We start from the raw sequence: 19,291 nt of genomic DNA on the forward strand, positions 1-19,291 counted from the left end.
GCCCTACCATGGCCCCGGCTGAAAGAGGTACAAGGTCTGGGGAGACGGCATGTCACAGGGTAACGACTTCGATACGGGACGACCGTCGGGCGCGGGGGCGGTGCCCGTGCCTCGGGTGCTCGACCGACGCCTCGTCCTCTCGGTGGTGGCGTGCGGCATCATGTCGTTTGCCGGCGTGGTGGTCGAGACGGCCATGAACGTGGCCTTCCCCGCGCTCATGGCGGAGTTCTCGATCGACACCGCCACCGTCCAGTGGATGACGACGGGCTACCTCGTGGTGCTCGCCGCCGTCATCCCCACGTCGGCCTTCCTGGGTCGCCGCTTCCCCACGCGTCGCCTCTTCGTCGCGGCTGCCCTGACCTTCCTCGTGGGCCTCCTGGTGTGTGCGGCCGCCCCGAGCTTCCCCGTCCTTCTCGTCGGCCGGCTCGTGCAGGGGCTGGGCACCGGCGTGGCCCTTCCGCTCATGTTCAACGTCATCATCGAGCAGACCCCCCACGAGCGCATGGGTCTCATGATGGGCGTGGGCTCGCTCGTGACCGCCTTGGCACCTGCCGTGGGGCCCTCGGTGGGTGGCCTCGTGATCGAGCTCTGGGGGTGGCGCATGGTCTTCGTCTGCCTCATGCCGCTGCTGGCCGTCGCGCTCGTCCTAGGACTTGCCACGCTTCGTCAGGCCGGCAGGCTCGATGCCTCGGTGCGCTTCGATGCCAGGGGAGAGGGACTCCTCGCGCTTCTCTTCTCGTCGTTCATCGTGGCGATCTCGCTGGGGACGAGCCAGGGCATCACGAGCCCGGTGGTGCTGGTCGCGGCGGTGCTGGCCGTCCTGTCCGCGCTCGGGTCCGTGCGTCACGCGCGTAGCGCCGAGGGGGCCATCCTCGACCTGCGGGTCTTCAGGAGCCGCGGCTTCTCCCTCGGCATCGCGGCCCTCATGCTGCTCCAGCTCGTGGTGCTGGCGTTGGGATACCTCATCCCCAACTACTCCCAGCTCGTCTGCGGCGAGGGGGCTGCCGTGGCGGGGAGCCTCATGCTCCCCGGGTGCCTGCTGGGTGCCCTGCTGGCACCGGTGAGCGGCCGCATCCTCGACACCTTCGGGGCGAGGCGGCCGATCCTTCTGGGGAACTGCCTCGTGGTCCTGGCCGTGGGGCTCATGCTGTGCTTCTCGCAGGTCCTCTCGACGCCCACCTTCATCGGGTTCTATGTCGTCTTCACCCTGGGTCAGGGCCTCACGGTGGGCAACACGATGACGAGCAGCCTCGCGACGCTCCCCGCCGCCCTCAAGGCCGACGGCAACGCCGTCGTCAACACGTCGCAGCAGCTGGCTGGTGCCATGGGGACGGCGATCGTGACGGGGATGGTCTCGTCGGCCCAGGCTGCGAGCGTGGGTGACGTCGCATCCGCCACGGTCTCGGGATGCTCGGCGGCCCTCGTGGTGCTTCTCGTCTGCGCGTGTGCGATGCTCGGCTGCTCCGTGGCCATGCTTGGGGGTCATGCGTCAGGGACCCATGCCTCCTGACCTGGGAACCCAGCGGGGATCATGGGTCCGACCTGCACGAACATGGGTCCTGTGGTGAGCGTCCGCGAGCGCGTCCGGGATCCCTCCCATGGGCTATCTTAGAGGGGAGAGAAACGTGCCGCGCGTGACCTCGCCCGGCATCACCTGAAAGGCTTCCCCATGGCATTCGTGCACCTCCACAACCATACCGACTACTCCATGCTCGACGGTGCCACCCGCATCCCCGCCATGGTCAAGCGTGCCGTCGACCTGGGGATGCCTGCCGTCGCCATCACCGACCATGGCTACATGTACGGCGTGCCCGACCTCGCGCTCGAGTGCGACAAGTACAACCACGCGCTGGCCGACTTCAAGCAGTGGTCGCACGACAAGGAGTGCTTCGAGAAGGGCCGTGAGCTCGAGGAGCCTCCCGCCGACGCCGCGGACGCCGGTGTCCATGACCACGTCCACGACCAGTGGGCCAGAGACGTCGCCGCCCATGAGGCGGGGGCGGACCTCGCCACCACCAAGCCGACCCCGCTCGTCAAGCCGATCATCGGCTGCGAGGTCTACTTCACGCCCGACTCGTCCCTCTCGCGTGACCGCAAGCCCGACCTCTACCACATGATCCTCATCGCCAAGAACATGGTTGGCTACGTCAACCTCATGCAGGTCGTCTCCGACGCCGCCACGCGCGGCTACTACTACAAGCCCCGTGTCACCCTCGAGATGCTCCAGGAGCACGCCGAGGGCCTCATCTGCAGCTCCGCCTGCGTGGCCGGCATCATCCCCAAGCGCCTGCTCGCAGACCAGCCCGACGAGGCGCTCAAGTGGGCCCGCACCTTCAAGGAGACCTTCGCCCCCGGCGACTTCTACATCGAGATTCAGGACCATGGCAACGTCTTCAACAACGGCAGCGTGACCGACCGCGCCCTCGACGAGCGGCTCGTCCAGGTCGCGAGCACCGTGGGCGTGAAGGTCATCGCGACCAACGACTTCCACTACCTCGTGCGCGAGGACGCCGCCACCCAGGACCTCATGATGTGCATCGGCATGGGCAAGCACCTCGACGACGAGAACCGCATGCGCATGGAGGGCACCGAGTACTACATGAAGACCGAGGAGGAGATGCGCGAGCTCTTCTCATGGATTCCCGAGGCATGTGACACCACGGTCGAGATCGCCGACAAGTGCGACGTCGAGCTCGAGTGGGGCAAGATCCTCCTGCCTGCCTACCCGCTGGACCCCGGCGAGACCAACGAGAGCCAGTTCAGGCGTGAGTGCATCGACGGCCTGGCCCGACGCTACGGTCCCGACTGGAAGAACGTCGAGGTCGCGGGCATAAACGTCGAGGAACGCTTCGAGTACGAGTATAAGATCATCTGCGACAAGGGCTTCGCCGCCTACTTCCTCATCGTCCAGGACTACGTGCGCTGGGCCAAGGAGAACGGCATCGGCGTGGGGCCTGGCCGCGGCAGCGCCGCCGGTGCCATCGTCGCCTACGCCATGGACATCACGAGCTTCGACCCCCTCGAGAACGGCCTCATGTTCGAGAGGTTCCTCTCGCCCCAGCGTACCGAGATGCCCGATATCGACATGGACTTCGACGACGAGCGAAGGCTCGAGGTCGTCGAGTACGTGCGCCAGCGCTATGGTGCCGACCACGTCACGCACGTCATCACCTACTCCACGATCAAGGCCAAGCAGGCCATCAACGATGCCAACCGCGTGCTCGACTTCCCCGTGTTCAAGGGCCAGCGCCTCTCCAAGATGATCTCGGGCGACCCGTCGGCCAAGCTCAGGTTCGCCCTCACCAAGACGGAGGGCCACGAGGACCAGTACAGCCCCGACTTCGCCGAGGCCTATGCCAAGGACCCCGACGACCATCGCATCATCGACGCGGCCCTCTCGATCGAGGGCCTCACCCGCGGCGAGGGCGTCCATGCCTGCGCCGTCCTCATCGCCCCCGGCCCGGTGCGCGAGCACGTGCCCACCAAGCTCGACACCAAGGGCGGCGTCGAGATCACGCAGTACGAGGGCCATACCGTGGCCGACATGGGCCTGCTCAAGATGGACTTCCTGGGCCTGCGTACCCTCACGGTCATCTCGAAGGCCCTCAAGAACATCCATGACAACACGGGTACCGACGTCGACGTCAACGCCGTCCCCTTCGACGACCCGGCCATCTACAAGCTCATGGGCGAAGGGCGGACGGCCGGCGTCTTCCAGGTCGAGTCCGCCGGCATGACGGCCACGATCAAGCAGATGAAGCCTACCGAGTACAAGCACATGGTCGCCCTCATCGCCCTCTACCGCCCTGGCCCCCTGGGTGCCGGCATGGTCGCCGACTACATCGACCGCATGAACGGCAAGAAGGAGGTCGTCTACTACGACGACCGCCTGGCCCCCATCCTGGAGGAGACCTACGGCACCATCGTCTACCAGGAACAGGTCATGCAGATCTCCATGAAGATGAGCGGCTTCTCGGCCGGCGAGTCCGACAAGGTCAGAAAGGCCGTGGCCAAGAAGAAGATCAAGCTCATGCAGGAGGTCGTCCAGCACTGGGACGACGGTACCGACGAGACGATGGAGGACCACTGGATGAACGGCGCCGTGCGCAACGGCTACAGCCGTGCCATCGCCGAGAAGATCTGGTCGGACGTCCTGAAGTTCGCCTCCTACGCTTTCAACAAGTCGCACTCCGCGGGCTATGCCATCCTCGTCATGCAGACGGCGTGGCTCAAGGCCCACTATCCGCACGAGTACATGGCGGCCGTCCTCACGAGCTACACCGGCAAGACCGAGAAGATCGTCCACTACGTCTCCGCGTGCCGTCACGAGGGCATCGCCATCCTGCCTCCTGACATCAACGAGTCCGGCACCGAGTTCACGGCCGTCCCCGAGGGCGTGCGCTTCGGCCTGGCCGGCATCCGTGGCGTGGGCGAGGGCGCGGCCGAGTGCATCCTGGCCGAGCGCGCGGCGGGCGGCCCCTTCAAGACCCTGCATGACTTCGTGGACCGGGTCGACGCCACCCAGGCCAACCGCCGCGTGGTCGAGGCCCTCATCAAGGCCGGCGCCTTCGACTCCACCGGCTACACCCGCATGCAGCTCACCGGGTTCGTCGACAAGAACAACCCCGAGAACATCATCGACTCCGCCACCAAGCGCCAGAAGGACCGTGCCGCCGGGCAGAGCTCGCTCTTCGACATGTTCGGGGACGTGGACGGGTCCGGCTTCGACGCCGAGGTCCCCGCCCCGAACGGCCAGGAGTGGGACCGTCACGTCAAGCTCGCCCAAGAGAAGGACGTGCTGGGTATCTACGTGTCCGACCACCCCCTGCGACCCTACGAGTACGCGCTCTCGAAGGCGCGCGACTGCTCGATCACGGAGCTCCTCGCCGGCCGCATGGCCGACGGTACGGCGCGCCACGACGAGTCGTCCTCCTGCTGGATCGCGGGCATGGTCTCGGGCCTTGCCAAGAAGACCACCAAGAAGGGCGACGCCATGGCGGTGCTCACCCTCGAGGACATGGAGGGCGAGATCACGGTCGTGGTCTTCCCCAAGACGTATCGCCAGTCCGCTTCGGCGCTCACGGGCGAGGTCGACGAGCAGGGCAACGCCACGGGAGACGTCTTCGTGCGCATCCTGGGGCGCATCGACCGCGGCGACCGCGGTGACCAGTTCATGGCACAGAAGGTGGAGCCGCTCCAGCTTGACGAGAGGACCAATCGGCCCAAGGTGCTCGAGGTTATGATTCCGAGCCACGACCTGTCGCGCTCGTTCATGGAACGTCTGCAGAGCGTGTTCAAGCAGTATCCTGGCCTGGACCACGTGGAGCTGCGCGTCGAGTCCGGGAGCGGCGGCACCATGCGCATGGAGATCCCCACCACCGTGGACGCCCACAACGTGGTGCTCTTCGCCGAGGTCACTGACCTTATCGGCAACGAGGGCAAGGCTGTCATCGCGTAGGGGGCTGCCATCCTGGCGACCTTCTGTCGCCCTTCTCGTCGAATATGTTACAATACAAGTAACACATGCGGACTCCGTGGAGCGTGCATCGCGGGGCGACGTTGTGGATACATAGCAACACGAGGATGCACGCCTCAGGCGTGCCGACAGAAGGAGCAGATATGTCCGACATCAAGTTCTGGCGCTGCAACCATTGCGGGAACCTCCTCTACACGTTGCACGACGGCGGTGTCAATCCGCTGTGCTGCGGCGAGAAGATGCAGCTTCTGGAGGCCAACTCGACCGACGCCGCCACCGAGAAGCACGTGCCGGTGGTCGAGCGCATCGCTGACGGCCATGCCCTCAAGGTCAGCGTGGGCTCCGTTGCCCACCCCATGACCGAGGAGCATCACATCGAGTGGATCGCCGTCGTCTCGGACGGCCGCGTCGACTTCGCGACCCTCGCTGCGGGCGACGAGCCCAGCGCCATCTTTGCTGGCGAGACCCACAAGTCGGGTACGGTCTACGCATACTGCAACCTCCACGGCCTCTGGAAGGCCGAGTTCTAGGAAGGCTCGTGGATGGCATCTGCCATCGGGCGACCCATGTGCGGACAGAGGGTGGGCGACGGGTCCTTGGCGACCGTCGCCCACCCTTCGCGTTAGGGTAGGAATCGCATACGATATGCAGACGTCAGCTCGACCAAGGGGAGCGCTCCATGAAGATAGCCATCTCGCAGATGAACGTCACGACCGGTGACCTCGGGTCCGTGAGCTCGCGCATGGTCGCCCAGGCCGATGCGGCCCGTGCCAAGGGTGCCGACCTGATCGTGTTCCCCTCGACCGTCCTCACGGGGAGCGTCGGCGGAGGGCCTGCTCGACTCCGACGCCTTCAGGGACGACCTCGCCCACACGCTCATGGACCTTGCCCAGCGCATGCAGCTCCCGGCACTCGTCCCCTTCGCCTACACCAACAGCGTCGCCTCATTCCACGAGGTCGCGCTCATGGTCAACGGTCAGGCCATGCCACTCCGCTCCGCGACCTACGCAGGCATGCTCGCACGCGAGAGGGACTTCGATGACGACGACCTGGCGCATGCCGCCGAGATGCCCGTCACCTTCGAGCTGGGGGACGCACGTGTGGGCGTCGCCTTCGACTACACCCAGCTCTCCGCCATCCCCCAGTCGCCAGACCATGTCGACGTCGTGGTCTACCTGCCCTCGGACCCCTTCGTCGCCGCTGATGAGCGCACCTCGGCGGCCGAGTCGGTCCATGACGGCTGCTACCTCCAGGATGCGTCCCGTTCAGGTTCCTGGCTCGTCGTCGTGAACCCTGTGGGCGGTTTCGACGACCTGGTCTACGTGGGTGCGAGCTTCGTGATGGCCCCCTGGGGCGAGCTCGCGTATGTGGCGCCTACCTGCGAGGAGTCCTTCTCGGTGGCCGAGCTCGACCTTGCGTCCGAAGGCCCGCTCGCAGCTGTCGTCGCCCCACCGCACACCGATGCCCGCCTCGTGCTCTGGCACGCGCTCTCCCTTGCCTTGGGTGACTTCGTCACCAAGTCGGGCCATGCGGACGTCTGCCTCCTGCTCGACGGCACCCTTGCCTCCTCGGTGTGCGCGACCCTGGCTGTCGACGCCCTGGGCCCGTGCCACGTCCATGGCCTGCTGGCGCCGCTCGCCGGCTCGGAGGCGCTCGCCGACGCCCGCACCCTCGCCTCGAACCTCCGTCTTGGCACGCACGAGGTCGATGGCGAGGTCCTCTCGGACGTCGCCTCGACGCTTGCTGGGGTCCCGGCAGGCTCGGCGGGGGCGGACCTCCGGCGCGACGTCGCCTTCGCGCGCCTCGCCGACCTCGCGCGGTCGACGGGTGGCCTGGTCATGGCCGACGTCGACAAGACGTCCGTCGCGCTCGGCCCCCTGCACCTGCCGACTGCGGCCTCCTTCGCCCCGATCGCTGACGTCTATCGCTCCGACGTCGCCGACATGGCCCGCATCCGTCAGACCGTCTCGCCGGTCTTCCCGCCCTCGGTCCTCACACGCATCGAGGTACCCGAGGGACTCCTCCCGGAAGGGGAACTCCCTGCCGAGCAACGTCTCGCGCGCATCGAGGCCATCTGCTACCTGCATGTGGAGCAGAACCTCTGCCTGGCCGAGCTCGGCGGTGACGCCTCTCGGCTCGAGCTCGCGCCTGCGGTCCTCGAGCGCATCCGCACCTCCGAGCTCGCCCGCAGGACGCTGCCTGTCTTTCCTGCCGTCTCAGAGTGCGCGTTCGACGTCAGGCGCTGGCCGGTGGGGCTTGCCTGGAGCGATGACGACCACCCGCTTCCCAAGGATGGTGACGCCGCCTCGCCCCATGGCTCCTCCATCGAGGCGATGCTCCAGGCCCTCCTCGGGTCCGACGAGCCCGCCATCGCCGACGAGGCGGACCTCCAGGACCAGGAGCGTGATGCCATGGGGTTCCTGCGTGACATCGCCGAGGGCGGTGGGCTCGACGCCTCCTCGGATGACATCTTCGGGACGGGCATGTTCTCCGACAACTGAGATGCTGCACGGCTGTGGTATCATAGAACGCATGTTCGTGAGCCGGGCTCTGGTCAGGAGGCGCATGTGGTCATCATCGGCATAGACCCAGGGCTGGCCAACACCGGATGGGGCGTCGTCGAGACCCGCGGCCCGGTATGCCGTGCGCGGGCCTATGGCTGCATAGAGACCTCGGCGGGCTCTCCGCTCAACGTGCGCCTCGGACATATCTTCACCGAGCTCTCTGCCGTGATCGAGCGCTACCATCCCACGGACGTCTCGGTCGAGGGCATCTACTTCGGTCAGAACACGAAGTCCGCCATCGCGACGGCCCATGCACGCGGGGCTGCCCTCGTTGCGTGCTCGGTCTGCGGCTGCGAGGTGGGGGAGTACACCCCCATGCAGATCAAGCAGGCGGTGGTCGGTACCGGCACGGCCGACAAGCGTCAGGTCACCTTCATGGTCCGTCAGGTGCTCGGCCTCGACCACGACCCCAAGCCCGACCACTGCGCGGATGCACTCGCCGCGGCGGTCTGCCATGCCCATCTCTCCCGCACCAAGGCCCTCTGTGAGCCTGCGTGCGAGGGCCACCTCTCGCCTTCGACCGTAAGGACCAGCGCATGATCGTCCAGCTCACCGGAACCCTCATCGAGGCAGCTCCCACCCATGTCGTCCTCGACGTGGCTGGCGTAGGCTACGAGCTCGGCATCTCGGCCACCACTGCCGCCGAGCTGCCTGCCGTCGGGGAGGCCGGCGTCACCCTGCTCGTGCGCATGCTCGTGCGCGAGGACGGCATCTCGCTCTACGGCTTCTCGTCCCGGGAGGAGCGGGCCCTCTTCGACAGGCTCTGCGCCATCGCCGGTGTCGGCCCCAAGCTTGCCCTCTCCGTGCTCTCGACATTCTCGCCTGCGGCACTCGCTAACGTGGTCGATGCCAAGGACGCCTCCCTCATGTCCAGCGTGCCCGGCGTGGGCCGCAAGAAGGCAGACCGTCTCATCCTCGAGCTCGAGGGCGTCTTCGCACAGGACGCCGACCTCGCTGCGCTCGTGGGCGCGCCGGTGCCCACGCGTGCCTCGGCGGCCTCGTCCGTCTCGGCCGACCCCGTGGCCGACGTGACGGCAGCACTCCTGTCCATGGGCTTCACCCAGCAGGAGGCCGACCTCGCCCTCGACGGCCACGAGGAGGCTGGCGCCACTGGGGTCTCGGGCATGCTGGCCTTCGCGCTGCACCGTCTGGGAGGTGGCGCCTGATGTGGGAGGCAGACACCTCTGACCTGTTCCCGTCTGCCGCGGGGGACCATCCCTCCCCGCGCAGCGTCACTGCCGAGCTCACCGAGGACGACCTCGAGGTCGACCGTACCCTCCGTCCGCAGACCCTCGACGAGTACTGCGGCCAGGCTCGCGTCTGCGAGAACCTCCGCGTGCTCATCGATGCTGCACGCTCCCGCAACGAGCCCCTCGACCATGTGATCTTCTCGGGTCCCCCGGGCCTGGGCAAGACCACGCTCGCCTCCGTCCTTGCCAACGAGATGGGCGCGAAGATCCATACCACGAGCGGCCCTGCCATCGAGCGTACCGGTGACCTCGCGGCCATCCTCACCAACCTCGAGCCCGGCGACGTCCTCTTCATCGATGAGATCCATCGTCTCAACCATGCGGTCGAGGAGGTCCTCTATCCGGCCATGGAGGACTTCGCCCTCGACATCGTCATCGGCAAGGGGCCTGCCGCCAGGTCCATCAGGCTCGACGTCCCTCGCTTCACCCTCGTGGGTGCCACCACGCGCACAGGCCTGCTCACCGGACCCCTGCGCGATCGCTTCGGGATCTCGTTCCGCCTCGACTACTACACCGAGGCCGAGCTCGCCCAGATCGTGCGGCGCTCTGCCGGCATCCTCGGGGTCGGCATCGATGACCAGGGCGCGGCTGAGATCGCGAGCCGGAGCCGCGGTACGCCGCGCCTTGCCAACCGCCTGCTCAAGCGCGTTCGCGACTACGCCCAGGTCCGTGCCGGGGGCAGCATAGACGTGGACGTCGCCCGCCAGGCACTCTCGTTCTTCGAGATCGACGAGATGGGTCTCGACTGGATGGACGTCAAGGTCCTCCGTGCCCTCACCACGACCTTCCGGGGGCGCCCCGTGGGCCTCACCACCATCGCGAGCGCGGTGGGCGAGGACCCGTCCACCCTCGAGGACGTCTACGAGCCCTACCTGATCCAGCGTGGTCTCATCATCCGCACGCCCCAAGGCCGGCAGGCCACACCTACGGCCTTCGAGCATCTCGGTCTCGAGCCTCCCGCCACGTCGTGAGGATGTGTCCCTAGAACCCTCGATGCAAAGCCCGTCACAACGGACTAGGATGGTGCCATGCTGCAACACGACTACATCGTCGACCTCATCCAGAACTTCGTCGCTGCGATCACCGCAGCCCTGAAGGGTGCCCTCATGCATGGCGACAAGCCGTCGCTTGAGGTGGCCGAGTCGAGCGTCGCGGAGCTCCTCGACCTCGACAGGGAGACGGCCTTCTCGCTGTCCCCTGGCTCGCTCGTCACGATGATGCAGCTGTCGGGCATCGGCGACTCCACGGCTGGCTATGTCTCATATGCGCTCCGTCGCATCGGGGATGCCTATGCCAAGGACGGCGAGTCCGACGTCGCCGCCGTGAGACGCGCGCAGTCAAATGCCATCGCAGACGCCTTCGGCTGCCCCAGGGGGCAGGTACCCAAGGAGTTTCAGGGGATGGAACAGGACATCCAGGACGAACAGGGACAGGAGTAGGGATGCTATCTGATATCGAGATCGCACAGGCCGCAAGCCCCAAGCCTATCGAGGAGGTGGCCTCCGAGCTCGGCATCGAGCCCGAGGACCTCATCCCCTACGGCCACGACAAGGCCAAGGTAGACATCTCCGTGCTGCGGCCGGGCGATGCCCATGCAGCCAAGCTGGTGCTCGTGACGGCCATCAACCCCACGCCTGCGGGCGAGGGCAAGACCACCACGACCATCGGGCTGGCCGATGCCATGCGCCGTCTGGGCACCAGCTCCGTCTGCGCCCTGCGCGAGCCTAGCCTGGGACCCGTCTTCGGCATCAAGGGCGGCGCTGCCGGTGGCGGCTATGCCCAGGTTGTCCCCATGGAGGACATCAACCTCCACTTCACCGGTGACTTCCATGCCATCGGTGCCGCCAACAACCTGCTCGCTGCCCTCATCGACAATCACATCAAGCAAGGTAACGAGCTCAACATCGACCCCCGTCGCATCACCTGGCACCGCTGCGTCGACATGAACGACCGCCAGCTCAGGCACGTCGTCGACGGGCTGGGCGGCGTGGCTGACGGCACCCCGCGCGAGGACTCCTATGACATCACCGTGGCCTCCGAGGTCATGGCGGTGCTCTGCCTTGCCAACTCGATCGCAGACCTCAAGGAGCGTCTGGGCCGCATCGTCGTGGGCTATACGTACGACAAGAAGCCCGTGGTGGCCTCGCAGCTCAAGGCCCAGGGTGCCATGGCCGCCCTCCTCAAGGACGCCCTGAAGCCCAACCTCGTCCAGACCCTCGAGCACACCCCTGCCTTCGTCCACGGCGGTCCCTTCGCCAACATCGCGCACGGCTGCAACTCCGTCATGGCCACCCGCATGGCCATGCACTACGGCGACGTCTGCGTCACGGAGGCCGGCTTCGGCGCCGACCTCGGTGCCGAGAAGTTCCTCGACATCAAGTGCCGTATGGCGGGCCTGCGTCCTGACGCCGTGGTCGTCGTGGCCACGGTGCGTGCGCTCAAGTACAACGGCGGCGTGGCGAAGGCGGACCTCGGCGAGGAGAACCTCGACGCCCTCCGTGCCGGCATGCCCAACCTGCTCCGTCACGTCTCCAACATGCGTGACGTCTACGGCCTGCCCTGCGTGGTCGCGCTCAATCGCTTCCCCACGGACACCGAGGCCGAGCTCAAGCTTGTCGAGAACCAGTGCGCCAAGCTTGGCGTCAACGTCTGCCTCTCCGAGGTCTGGGCCAAGGGCGGGGAAGGTGGCGAGGACCTCGCCCGTGAGGTGCTCCGTCTCATGGACGAGCCCAACCACTTCGACTTCTCGTATGCCACGGGAACCCCCATCGACGTCGCCATAGAGACCGTCGCCAAGCGCATCTACCATGCGGACGGTGTCGACTTCACGCCTGCGGCCGCCAAGCAGCTGGCCACGCTCAAGGCTGACGGCTTCGGCGAGCTCCCTGTCTGCATCGCCAAGACCCAGTACTCGTTCACGGACGACCAGCACAAGCTCGGCGCGCCCGAGGGGTTCCGCATCACGGTCCGCGACATCCACGTGGCGGCGGGTGCCGGCTTCGTGGTCGCGATCACGGGTGCCATCATGACGATGCCAGGTCTGCCCAAGCACCCTGCTGCCGAGAACATCGACGTCACCGATGACGGTAGGATCTGCGGCCTGTTCTGATCCTCTCATCGGCAAACGGTATGGGTCAGATTCCTGATATGGGGTGCCAGATGGTATGGCACCCCATATCTTGTGCACATGTGTCCGTGTCCTGTGCCGCTTTGACCGCCCGTCCATTTTTTGGGGCCATTCGGCCGAACGTGGGGTACACTAGGCCACGTGGCCAGTTGGTCACATGTTCCGCGCGCAAGCGCACTGGTTTTGTCCTGAGGGACAAACGAAAGAAAGGCACGTCATGGCTCAGGGTACTGTTAAGTGGTTCAATCCGGACAAGGGCTACGGCTTCATCTCTCGCGAGGATGGCGACGACCTGTTCGTCCATTACTCCGAGATTCAGATGGACGGCTTCAAGACGCTGGACGAGGGCCAGGCTGTCGAGTTTGACATCACCACCGGTCAGAACGGCAAGCTCCAGGCTTCCAACGTTCGCAAGGCTCAGTAAGTAGTCCTACTTACATAGGCTCGAACACGGAAGGGACGCCTGCGGGCGCCCCTTCCTTTATGCGTCGATTCCAACCTGCTCCCATCGATACTCGCATCTCGGCACCTTTCTGGGGTGGCAAAGGTGCCGGGATGCGAGTATCGACATCTGGTGGCGACGGGGCGGTCAGCGTTCCCGGTCGAGCCTGCCTGCAGGCGTGGTGTTGCCTTGTGCACCTTGGTATGCAAAGGTTGATGGCATCGGGATGGGGCGGCAGGAAGGACACATTCGGGATGGTCATCGCGTTCGTCATGGATGATGTGGGGACGTCCACCAACGGCACCGCCATCACGGCCCGGCGCTATGCGCAGGCGCTTCGGGCGCAGGGCCACGAGGTCCGCATCGTCGCCCATGGGGCTACGGGCCCGTATGGGTATCCACTCGAGGAGCGTCACATCCCCGTGGTGAGTGCTGTCTCGGCCCGCCAGTCCTTCCTCTTCGCAAGACCCGACAACGAAGTGTTCGACCGCGCCTTCGCAGGGGTGGACATCATCCATGTGTTCCTGCCGTTCAAGTTGGGCGGGGCGGCCGTCTCCTATGCCCGCGCCCACGGCATCCCGGTCTCGGCAGCCTTCCACCTCCAGCCCGAGAACGTCACCTACAACGCGTGGCTTGGCGGCTCAAGTGCCGTCTGCAGCCTCATCTACAGGCTCTTTCGTCGCTGGCTCTATGACGGTGTCCGCCACGTGCACTGCCCCTCGGCCATGATCGCCGCACAGCTTCGTGACCATGGCTATACCAACGAGCTCCATGTGATCTCGAACGGGGTTCCCAAGGAATACCATCCGGCGCCGGCCACCCATCCCTTCGAGGACGGGTACTTCCACATCCTCACCGTGGGGCGTCTCGCCCCCGAGAAGGACCAGGCTACGCTCGTACGTGCCGTCGCCCTCTCGCGTCATGCCGACCGCATCATGCTCCATGTGGCGGGCTCCGGCGCCCTGCGCCCCCATCTCAGGCGCTTGGGGGCCAAGCTTCCCAATGGGATCGACATCGCCTTCCACGAGCCGGATGACCTCATCGAGCTCATCCGCTCGTGCGACCTCTACGTCCACTCCGCCAAGGCGGACATCGAGGCCATCTCGTGCATGGAGGCCTTCTCGTGCGGCGTGGTCCCGGTGATCGCGACCTCGCCCCGGTCCGCCACGAGCCAGTTCGCGCTCATGCCCGAGAGCCTCTATCCCGTGGGTGACGAGCAGGCGCTCGCGGATCGCATCGACTGGTGGCTCGAGCACCCGGAGGCTCGTGCCCAGGCATCGGTCGAGTACGTGGCCGAGGGAGACCGCTATCGCATCTCGGCCTGCGTCGGGCGCTTCGTCGACATGGAGCGAGAGGCGATCGATGACGACCTGGTGGGCTACGGCAGGCAGTCCGAGGTCGGAAGGGCGCGTGTCCCGGCCGTCAGCGGAGGCGGCACCGAAGATGGCCTGCGCTGAGGTCGATGCGCCCACATCCCATCCGTCGGCCCGATCACGTCTCTACCGGTGTGCCGTGGCGGTGCTACGGCCATGGTGCCGTCTCTGGTATGGCATGCGCATACGCCTGCCCCAAGGTGGCATGCCGGACGTCTCGGGTGCGGTCGTGGTCTGCAACCATGTGGCCGTGCTCGACTGTGCCATGCTCTCCTGTGCCTGCGCGCCGGCTCAGCTGACGTTCCTCTCGGAGGCTGGTAACGCTCGTGGCCTCATCGGCCTCCTCACGCGGGCCTTGGGCTGCGTCTTCGTGGACACCGAGCACGGCCTTGCGGGGTCGCGTCGCATGTTCGACCGCCTGCGCGAGACGATTCTTGCTGGTGGGACGGTGGCGGTCTATCCCGAGGGTGTGCGCGAGCAATGGAGGTGCGGCCTCGCGACCTTCCGCGAGGGGGCCTTCCGCCTCGCACAGATGTGCAACGCGGCGGTCCTGCCGGTCGTCATCGCGCAGACGCCGGTCCACCATGGCCTCTGCCGCATCATGGGCGGACGGCCTGGGCTCGAGGTGCGTGTGGGCGAGTTGGTGCATGCCGGTGCTGGAAGGACGGGTGAGGTCATCGCCGACCTGCAACATGAGGTCACCGAGCAGATGGAGTCCTTGCTTGCATAGGTCGTGGCCATTCGGTCGCGGGAAGGCATGTCTGGGGGCTCTTCGGCCGAACGTGGGGTACACTATGGAACATGGCCGTAAGGCCATACATCTCGCGCGCAAGCGCATAGGTCTTGTCCCGAGGGACAAACGAACGAAGGGCACGTCATGGCTAAGGGTACCGTCAAGTGGTTCAATCCGGACAAGGGCTACGGCTTCATCTCTCGCGAGGATGGCGACGATCTGTTCGTCCATTACTCTGAGATCCAGACGGAGGGCTTCAAGACGCTGGACGAGGGCCAGGCTGTCGAGTTTGACATCACCACCGGTCAGAACGGCAAGCTTCAGGCTTCCAACGTCCGCAAGCTTTCGTAAGTAGTCTTTACTTACATAGGCTCAGACAGAGGAGGGGCACCCGCGGGTGCCCCTCCTCTTGCGTACGTTGCGATGATGTCCCGCTGATGGCAATGGCCGATGCCCATCATGCTGGTTCGTGCATGGCTCGTTATGCCACGAGCATCGCAAGCGTGCCGCCCACGATGAGGGCGAGCCCCACCGCGGCCTTGCGGCTGAGCCGCTCATGGAAGACGACGTACGAGAAGGCGATCGTGACGAGGATCGAGAGCTTGTCGATGGGCACGACCACGCTTGCCAGGCCGTCCTGCAGCGCCTTGTAGTAGCACAGCCACGAGGCACCGGTCGCAAGCCCCGAGAGGCAGATGAAGCCCAGCTCGTTCCTCTCGACGGTCCTGACCTGCCCCTGCTTGCCGGTGGCGAAGACCATGACCCAGCTCATCACCAGTACCACGCAGGTGCGGATGGCCGTGCCCAGGTTCGATTCGACGCCCTCGATGCCCACCTTGCCGAGAATGGCGGTCAGGGCCGCGAAGACGGCTGACCCCGCGGCGAAGAGGAGCCACGAGCTGCCATGGGCCCTCTCGACGGGCCCGGCGGCACCCGCGGCGTCGGGCTTGCGTTGGATCATGAGGTAGGTGCCGATGCCGATGGCCACCACCGCGACGCCCTTCACGGGGGTGATGGGCTCGCCGAGGAAGATGAAGGCCAGGATGATGGTGAGGACGGTCGAGGCCTTGTCGACGGGCACGACCTTGTTCACGTCGCCGATCTGGAGGGCATGGAAGTAGCAGAGCCACGAGGCGCCGGTCGCAAGCCCCGACAGGATGAGGAAGAGCCAGGTATGCGGTGTGATCTGGCCGATGGTGCCGGCGGAGCCCACGATGGCCACCATGAGCCACGAGAAGACGAGCACCACGATGGTCCGGATGGCAGTGGCCACGGTGGAGTCCGTGTGCTTGATGCCGAGCTTGGCGAGGATCGCCGTGATGCCGGCGAACAGGGCGCTACCGAACGCGAACAGGACCCACATGAGGAGGCCTCCGATGGACGGGCGAGGTGCCAGGTTTCCATCCATGGTAGTGCACACGGGCGGCAGGGATGCCACCGGTGGCCGCTGACCGTTCTGGGTCGCGTTTCCTAGAACAGGTCGCGCCAGTCCTCGAGCCAGGCATCGGCTAGGTCGATGAGCTCGGCCTCGTCCTGGGTGGGATCGTTCGACCGCACGGCCACGGCATACATGCCGACGCTCTGGGCCGAGGCTATGCCGGGCGCGATGTCCTCGAAGACGATGCAGCGCTGGGGGGCGACACATATGCGCCGTGCCGCCTCGAGGTAGATGTCGGGGTGGTGCTTTGATCGCTTGACCTCGGCCCCGTGCACGCGCGCGTCGAACAGGCCGTCGATGTCCACGCGCGGCATGAGCGAGTCGAGGACGTCGGCCGAGTTGGTGGTGGCGAGCGCACAGGGGATGCCGAGCTTGTGCAGGGCCCTCAGGTAGCGCTCTGCCCCGGCCCTGAGCTCGACCTTCTCGGCGTAGAGGCCCGATGCCATGTCGTTCCACTCGGAGCAGATGTCATCGACCGTCTCGTCGAGCCCGAAGCGGTCGATGATGAAGCGCGCACCATCGGCAAAGCCCAGCGTCGCGAGCTCGACGGTGACGTCGGGCGTGTAGGTGAGCCGGCGCCTGGCCATGAAGTCGTGGTCCACCTGGTTCCAGATGTCGCCCGAGTAGGCAAGGGTCCCGTCGAAGTCGAAGATGGCGCCATCGAAGGAGGGCGGCCAGAGCTCGGGTCGGCGATGTGCGGATGCGCGCGAAGGTGTCATGGGCCTCCAAGGGTCGGGGTGCGGTCACATGGTCGAGTCTACCCCCTTCGTGCCCCCTTGGTCGCTCCGTGCGCCCTCGTCTGAGGCCGTGGGGATGAGGGGCCCTGTCCCCGTCGTCCTTCGGCAAGGTGAAGCCCCTGTGACCTCACCAAAATAGCCCTACTCTGGTAGCATTAAACGGCCCTATGAGGGTATAGTGCTAACGGCGCGCCCCACGGCACGCCAGGCATCCGATCGATCGGCTTCTCGCGCGGACCCGTCCGCGCCCACGTTAGGGGATCACATGCTCCAGATCACAGACCTCACGTATACGGTCAAGCCCGGCGAGGGCTCCTATGACGACCATGACCACCAGATCATCCGTGGTCTTACCAGCACCATCGACACGGGCAGGCTCGTGGTGGTGACCGGGCCCAACGGGGGCGGCAAGTCCACCACCGCTAAGCTCGTCATGGGCATCGAGCAGCCGACCTCGGGCACCATCACCTTCGACGGCACCGACATCACGCACCTGCCTGTGGACGAGCGCGCACGCCTCGGCATCGGCTACGGCTTCCAGCAGCCGGCCAAGTTCACCGGCATGAAGGTCGGCAAGCTCATCCGCCTCGCCTCTGGCGAGAAGCTCACGGCTGCCTCGTGCAACAGGTACCTCATGAGCGTCGGGCTGTGCTCCGCCGACTACCTCAACCGTGACGTCGACAAGTCGCTCTCGGGCGGCGAGCTCAAGCGCATCGAGATCGCCACGGTCCTGGCCAGGAACCCCAAGCTCGCCATCTTCGACGAGCCCGAGGCCGGCATCGACCTCTGGAGCTTCGAGCGCCTCTGCGAGACGTTCCGTGAGCTCCACGAGTCGCAGCCCGACCATACCATCGTGATCATCTCGCACCAGGAGCGCATCATGCAGCTCGCCGACGAGATCATGGTCATCGAGGACGGCCGGGTGCTTCGCCAGGGTCCACGCGACCAGATCCTGCCCACGCTCGGCTTCGATGCCAACGCGATGCCGGGATGCGCCTTCACGCGTGAGAAGAACGTCAACTTCGATGCGGCTGCCAGGGCTGCCGCTGCCGCGGCGTCCGCAGACGCCAGCAAGGAGTAACCATGGATTCCACGCCCACGCTCATAGCCCCTGCACCCGAGTCAGCCGCTGCCGGCGAGAGGGACACGGTCGTCAAGCAGGCTGACCTCGACGCCATCAGCAAGGAGATGCTCGGTGTCATCGCCGACATGCACGGCGAGACTCCCGGCGCGGTCAACATCCGCGCGAACGGCTGCCTCGCGGCGCGCACCAACTCCGACAACATCCGCATCGAGTCCAAGAAGGACAAGCCCGGCATCGACATCATCGTCGCCCCGCATACCAAGGGCGAGCAGGTGCACATCCCGGTGGTCCTCACCGAGACCGGCGAGAACGACGTGGTCTACAACGACTTCTACATCGGCGAGGGTGCCGACGTCTACATCGTGGCCGGCTGCGGCATCCACAACGATGGCGACTGCGCGAGCGAGCACGACGGCATCCACACGTTCTACCTCGAGCCTAACTCCCACGTGGTCTATGTCGAGAAGCACTACGGGGAGGGCGAGGGCACGGGCGAGCGGATCCTCAACCCCACGACCGAGGTCCACATGAAGGAGGGCTCCTCGATCGAGATGGAGATGGACCAGATCGAGGGCGTCTCCTCAACGGTCCGTACCACCAGGGGCGAGCTCGCCGACGACTGCCGCCTGCTCGTGGTCGAGAAGCTCATGACCCATGGTCACCAGACGGCCGAGAGCGACCTCGACTTCGTGATGAACGGCGACAACTCCAGCGTGCGTGTCGTGTCGCGCTCGGTTGCCAAGGACGAGAGCTCGCAGCTCTTCCAACCGGTCGTCACGGGCAAGGCTTCCTGCCGTGGGCATGTCCAGTGCGATGCCATCATCATGGACCATGCTCAGGTCAAGAGCGTCCCTGCCATCGATGCCCGTTCCACCGAGGCCCAGCTCGTGCACGAGGCCGCCATCGGCAAGATCGCCGGTGACGCCATCGTGAAGCTCGAGACCCTGGGGCTCACCGAGGCCCAGGCCGAGGAGCAGATCCTCGAGGACTTCCTGAGCTGATCGGCCCGCCCTCCAGACCCATCTTGGATGTGGCAAGACAAGGGGAGGCCCTCGCCGGGGCCTCCC

Annotated in this window: 17 protein-coding genes; 15 read left to right on the top strand and 2 right to left on the bottom strand. The window is 66.0% G+C overall.

The features are described 5' to 3' along the window. Nucleotides 1–49 precede the first annotated feature (49 nt). From LKE50_04940 to LKE50_05000, 13 genes are all read left to right on the top strand, one after another. The gene (locus tag LKE50_04940) at nucleotides 50–1,510 is read left to right on the top strand and encodes a DHA2 family efflux MFS transporter permease subunit (GenBank protein MCH3967954.1); all 1,461 of its coding nucleotides are present in this window, start codon (nucleotides 50–52) and stop codon (nucleotides 1,508–1,510) included. 159 nt (nucleotides 1,511–1,669) lie between these two features. Further along, nucleotides 1,670–5,458, top strand: coding sequence for a DNA polymerase III subunit alpha (dnaE, locus tag LKE50_04945; GenBank protein MCH3967955.1), 3,789 nt, complete (start codon nucleotides 1,670–1,672; stop codon nucleotides 5,456–5,458). Between the two features lie 161 nt (nucleotides 5,459–5,619). Then, the gene (locus tag LKE50_04950; protein ID MCH3967956.1) at nucleotides 5,620–6,006 is read left to right on the top strand and encodes a desulfoferrodoxin Dfx; all 387 of its coding nucleotides are present in this window, start codon (nucleotides 5,620–5,622) and stop codon (nucleotides 6,004–6,006) included. Between the two features lie 366 nt (nucleotides 6,007–6,372). Then, entirely contained in the window at nucleotides 6,373–7,977 is a 1,605-nt protein-coding gene (locus LKE50_04955) for a hypothetical protein (GenBank protein MCH3967957.1), read from the top strand. A gap of 66 nt (nucleotides 7,978–8,043) precedes the next feature. After that, nucleotides 8,044–8,580: a crossover junction endodeoxyribonuclease RuvC gene (gene ruvC / locus LKE50_04960; protein ID MCH3967958.1), complete on the top strand. Its 537-nt coding sequence runs from the start codon at nucleotides 8,044–8,046 to the stop codon at nucleotides 8,578–8,580. Beyond that, nucleotides 8,577–9,206 carry a Holliday junction branch migration protein RuvA gene (gene ruvA, locus LKE50_04965; GenBank protein MCH3967959.1) on the top strand — a complete coding sequence of 210 codons (630 nt, stop codon included), beginning with the start codon at nucleotides 8,577–8,579 and terminating at the stop codon, nucleotides 9,204–9,206. The genes ruvC and ruvA overlap by 4 nt, the downstream gene beginning before the upstream one ends. Next, the gene (ruvB, locus tag LKE50_04970) at nucleotides 9,206–10,261 is read left to right on the top strand and encodes a Holliday junction branch migration DNA helicase RuvB (protein ID MCH3967960.1); all 1,056 of its coding nucleotides are present in this window, start codon (nucleotides 9,206–9,208) and stop codon (nucleotides 10,259–10,261) included. Before ruvA ends, ruvB begins: the two co-directional genes overlap by 1 nt. A gap of 57 nt (nucleotides 10,262–10,318) precedes the next feature. After that, the gene (locus LKE50_04975) at nucleotides 10,319–10,729 is read left to right on the top strand and encodes a hypothetical protein (protein MCH3967961.1); all 411 of its coding nucleotides are present in this window, start codon (nucleotides 10,319–10,321) and stop codon (nucleotides 10,727–10,729) included. Nucleotides 10,730–10,731: 2 nt separating this feature from the next. Beyond that, nucleotides 10,732–12,399, top strand: coding sequence for a formate--tetrahydrofolate ligase (locus LKE50_04980; GenBank protein MCH3967962.1), 1,668 nt, complete (start codon nucleotides 10,732–10,734; stop codon nucleotides 12,397–12,399). 235 nt (nucleotides 12,400–12,634) lie between these two features. After that, nucleotides 12,635–12,841 carry a cold-shock protein gene (locus LKE50_04985; protein ID MCH3967963.1) on the top strand — a complete coding sequence of 69 codons (207 nt, stop codon included), beginning with the start codon at nucleotides 12,635–12,637 and terminating at the stop codon, nucleotides 12,839–12,841. A 272-nt stretch (nucleotides 12,842–13,113) separates the two neighbouring features. Beyond that, a complete protein-coding gene (locus tag LKE50_04990) occupies nucleotides 13,114–14,316 on the top strand; it encodes a glycosyltransferase (GenBank protein MCH3967964.1) in 1,203 nt (400 codons plus the stop codon). Nucleotides 14,317–14,437: 121 nt separating this feature from the next. Further along, a complete protein-coding gene (locus LKE50_04995) occupies nucleotides 14,438–14,962 on the top strand; it encodes a 1-acyl-sn-glycerol-3-phosphate acyltransferase (GenBank protein ID MCH3967965.1) in 525 nt (174 codons plus the stop codon). 147 nt (nucleotides 14,963–15,109) lie between these two features. Next, nucleotides 15,110–15,316 carry a cold-shock protein gene (locus LKE50_05000; GenBank protein MCH3967966.1) on the top strand — a complete coding sequence of 69 codons (207 nt, stop codon included), beginning with the start codon at nucleotides 15,110–15,112 and terminating at the stop codon, nucleotides 15,314–15,316. 130 nt (nucleotides 15,317–15,446) lie between these two features. On the opposite strand, the gene LKE50_05005 is transcribed toward LKE50_05000, so the two are convergent. Together LKE50_05005 and LKE50_05010 are read right to left on the bottom strand one after the other, a co-directional pair. Beyond that, entirely contained in the window at nucleotides 15,447–16,328 is an 882-nt protein-coding gene (locus LKE50_05005) for an EamA family transporter (GenBank protein MCH3967967.1), read from the bottom strand. A 107-nt stretch (nucleotides 16,329–16,435) separates the two neighbouring features. Further along, complete coding sequence (locus LKE50_05010) at nucleotides 16,436–17,122, bottom strand: HAD family phosphatase (GenBank protein ID MCH3967968.1); 687 nt, start codon at nucleotides 17,120–17,122, stop codon at nucleotides 16,436–16,438. Between the two features lie 283 nt (nucleotides 17,123–17,405). On the opposite strand from LKE50_05010, the gene LKE50_05015 reads away from it, so the two are divergent. Then, nucleotides 17,406–18,221: an ATP-binding cassette domain-containing protein gene (locus tag LKE50_05015; protein ID MCH3967969.1), complete on the top strand. Its 816-nt coding sequence runs from the start codon at nucleotides 17,406–17,408 to the stop codon at nucleotides 18,219–18,221. Between the two features lie 2 nt (nucleotides 18,222–18,223). Then, a complete protein-coding gene (locus LKE50_05020; GenBank protein MCH3967970.1) occupies nucleotides 18,224–19,225 on the top strand; it encodes a SufD family Fe-S cluster assembly protein in 1,002 nt (333 codons plus the stop codon). Nucleotides 19,226–19,291 lie beyond the last annotated feature (66 nt).

The sequence above is a fragment of the Atopobiaceae bacterium genome, assembly GCA_022483015.1.
In the GTDB taxonomy this organism is placed as follows: Bacteria; Actinomycetota; Coriobacteriia; order Coriobacteriales; family Atopobiaceae; genus JALCUE01.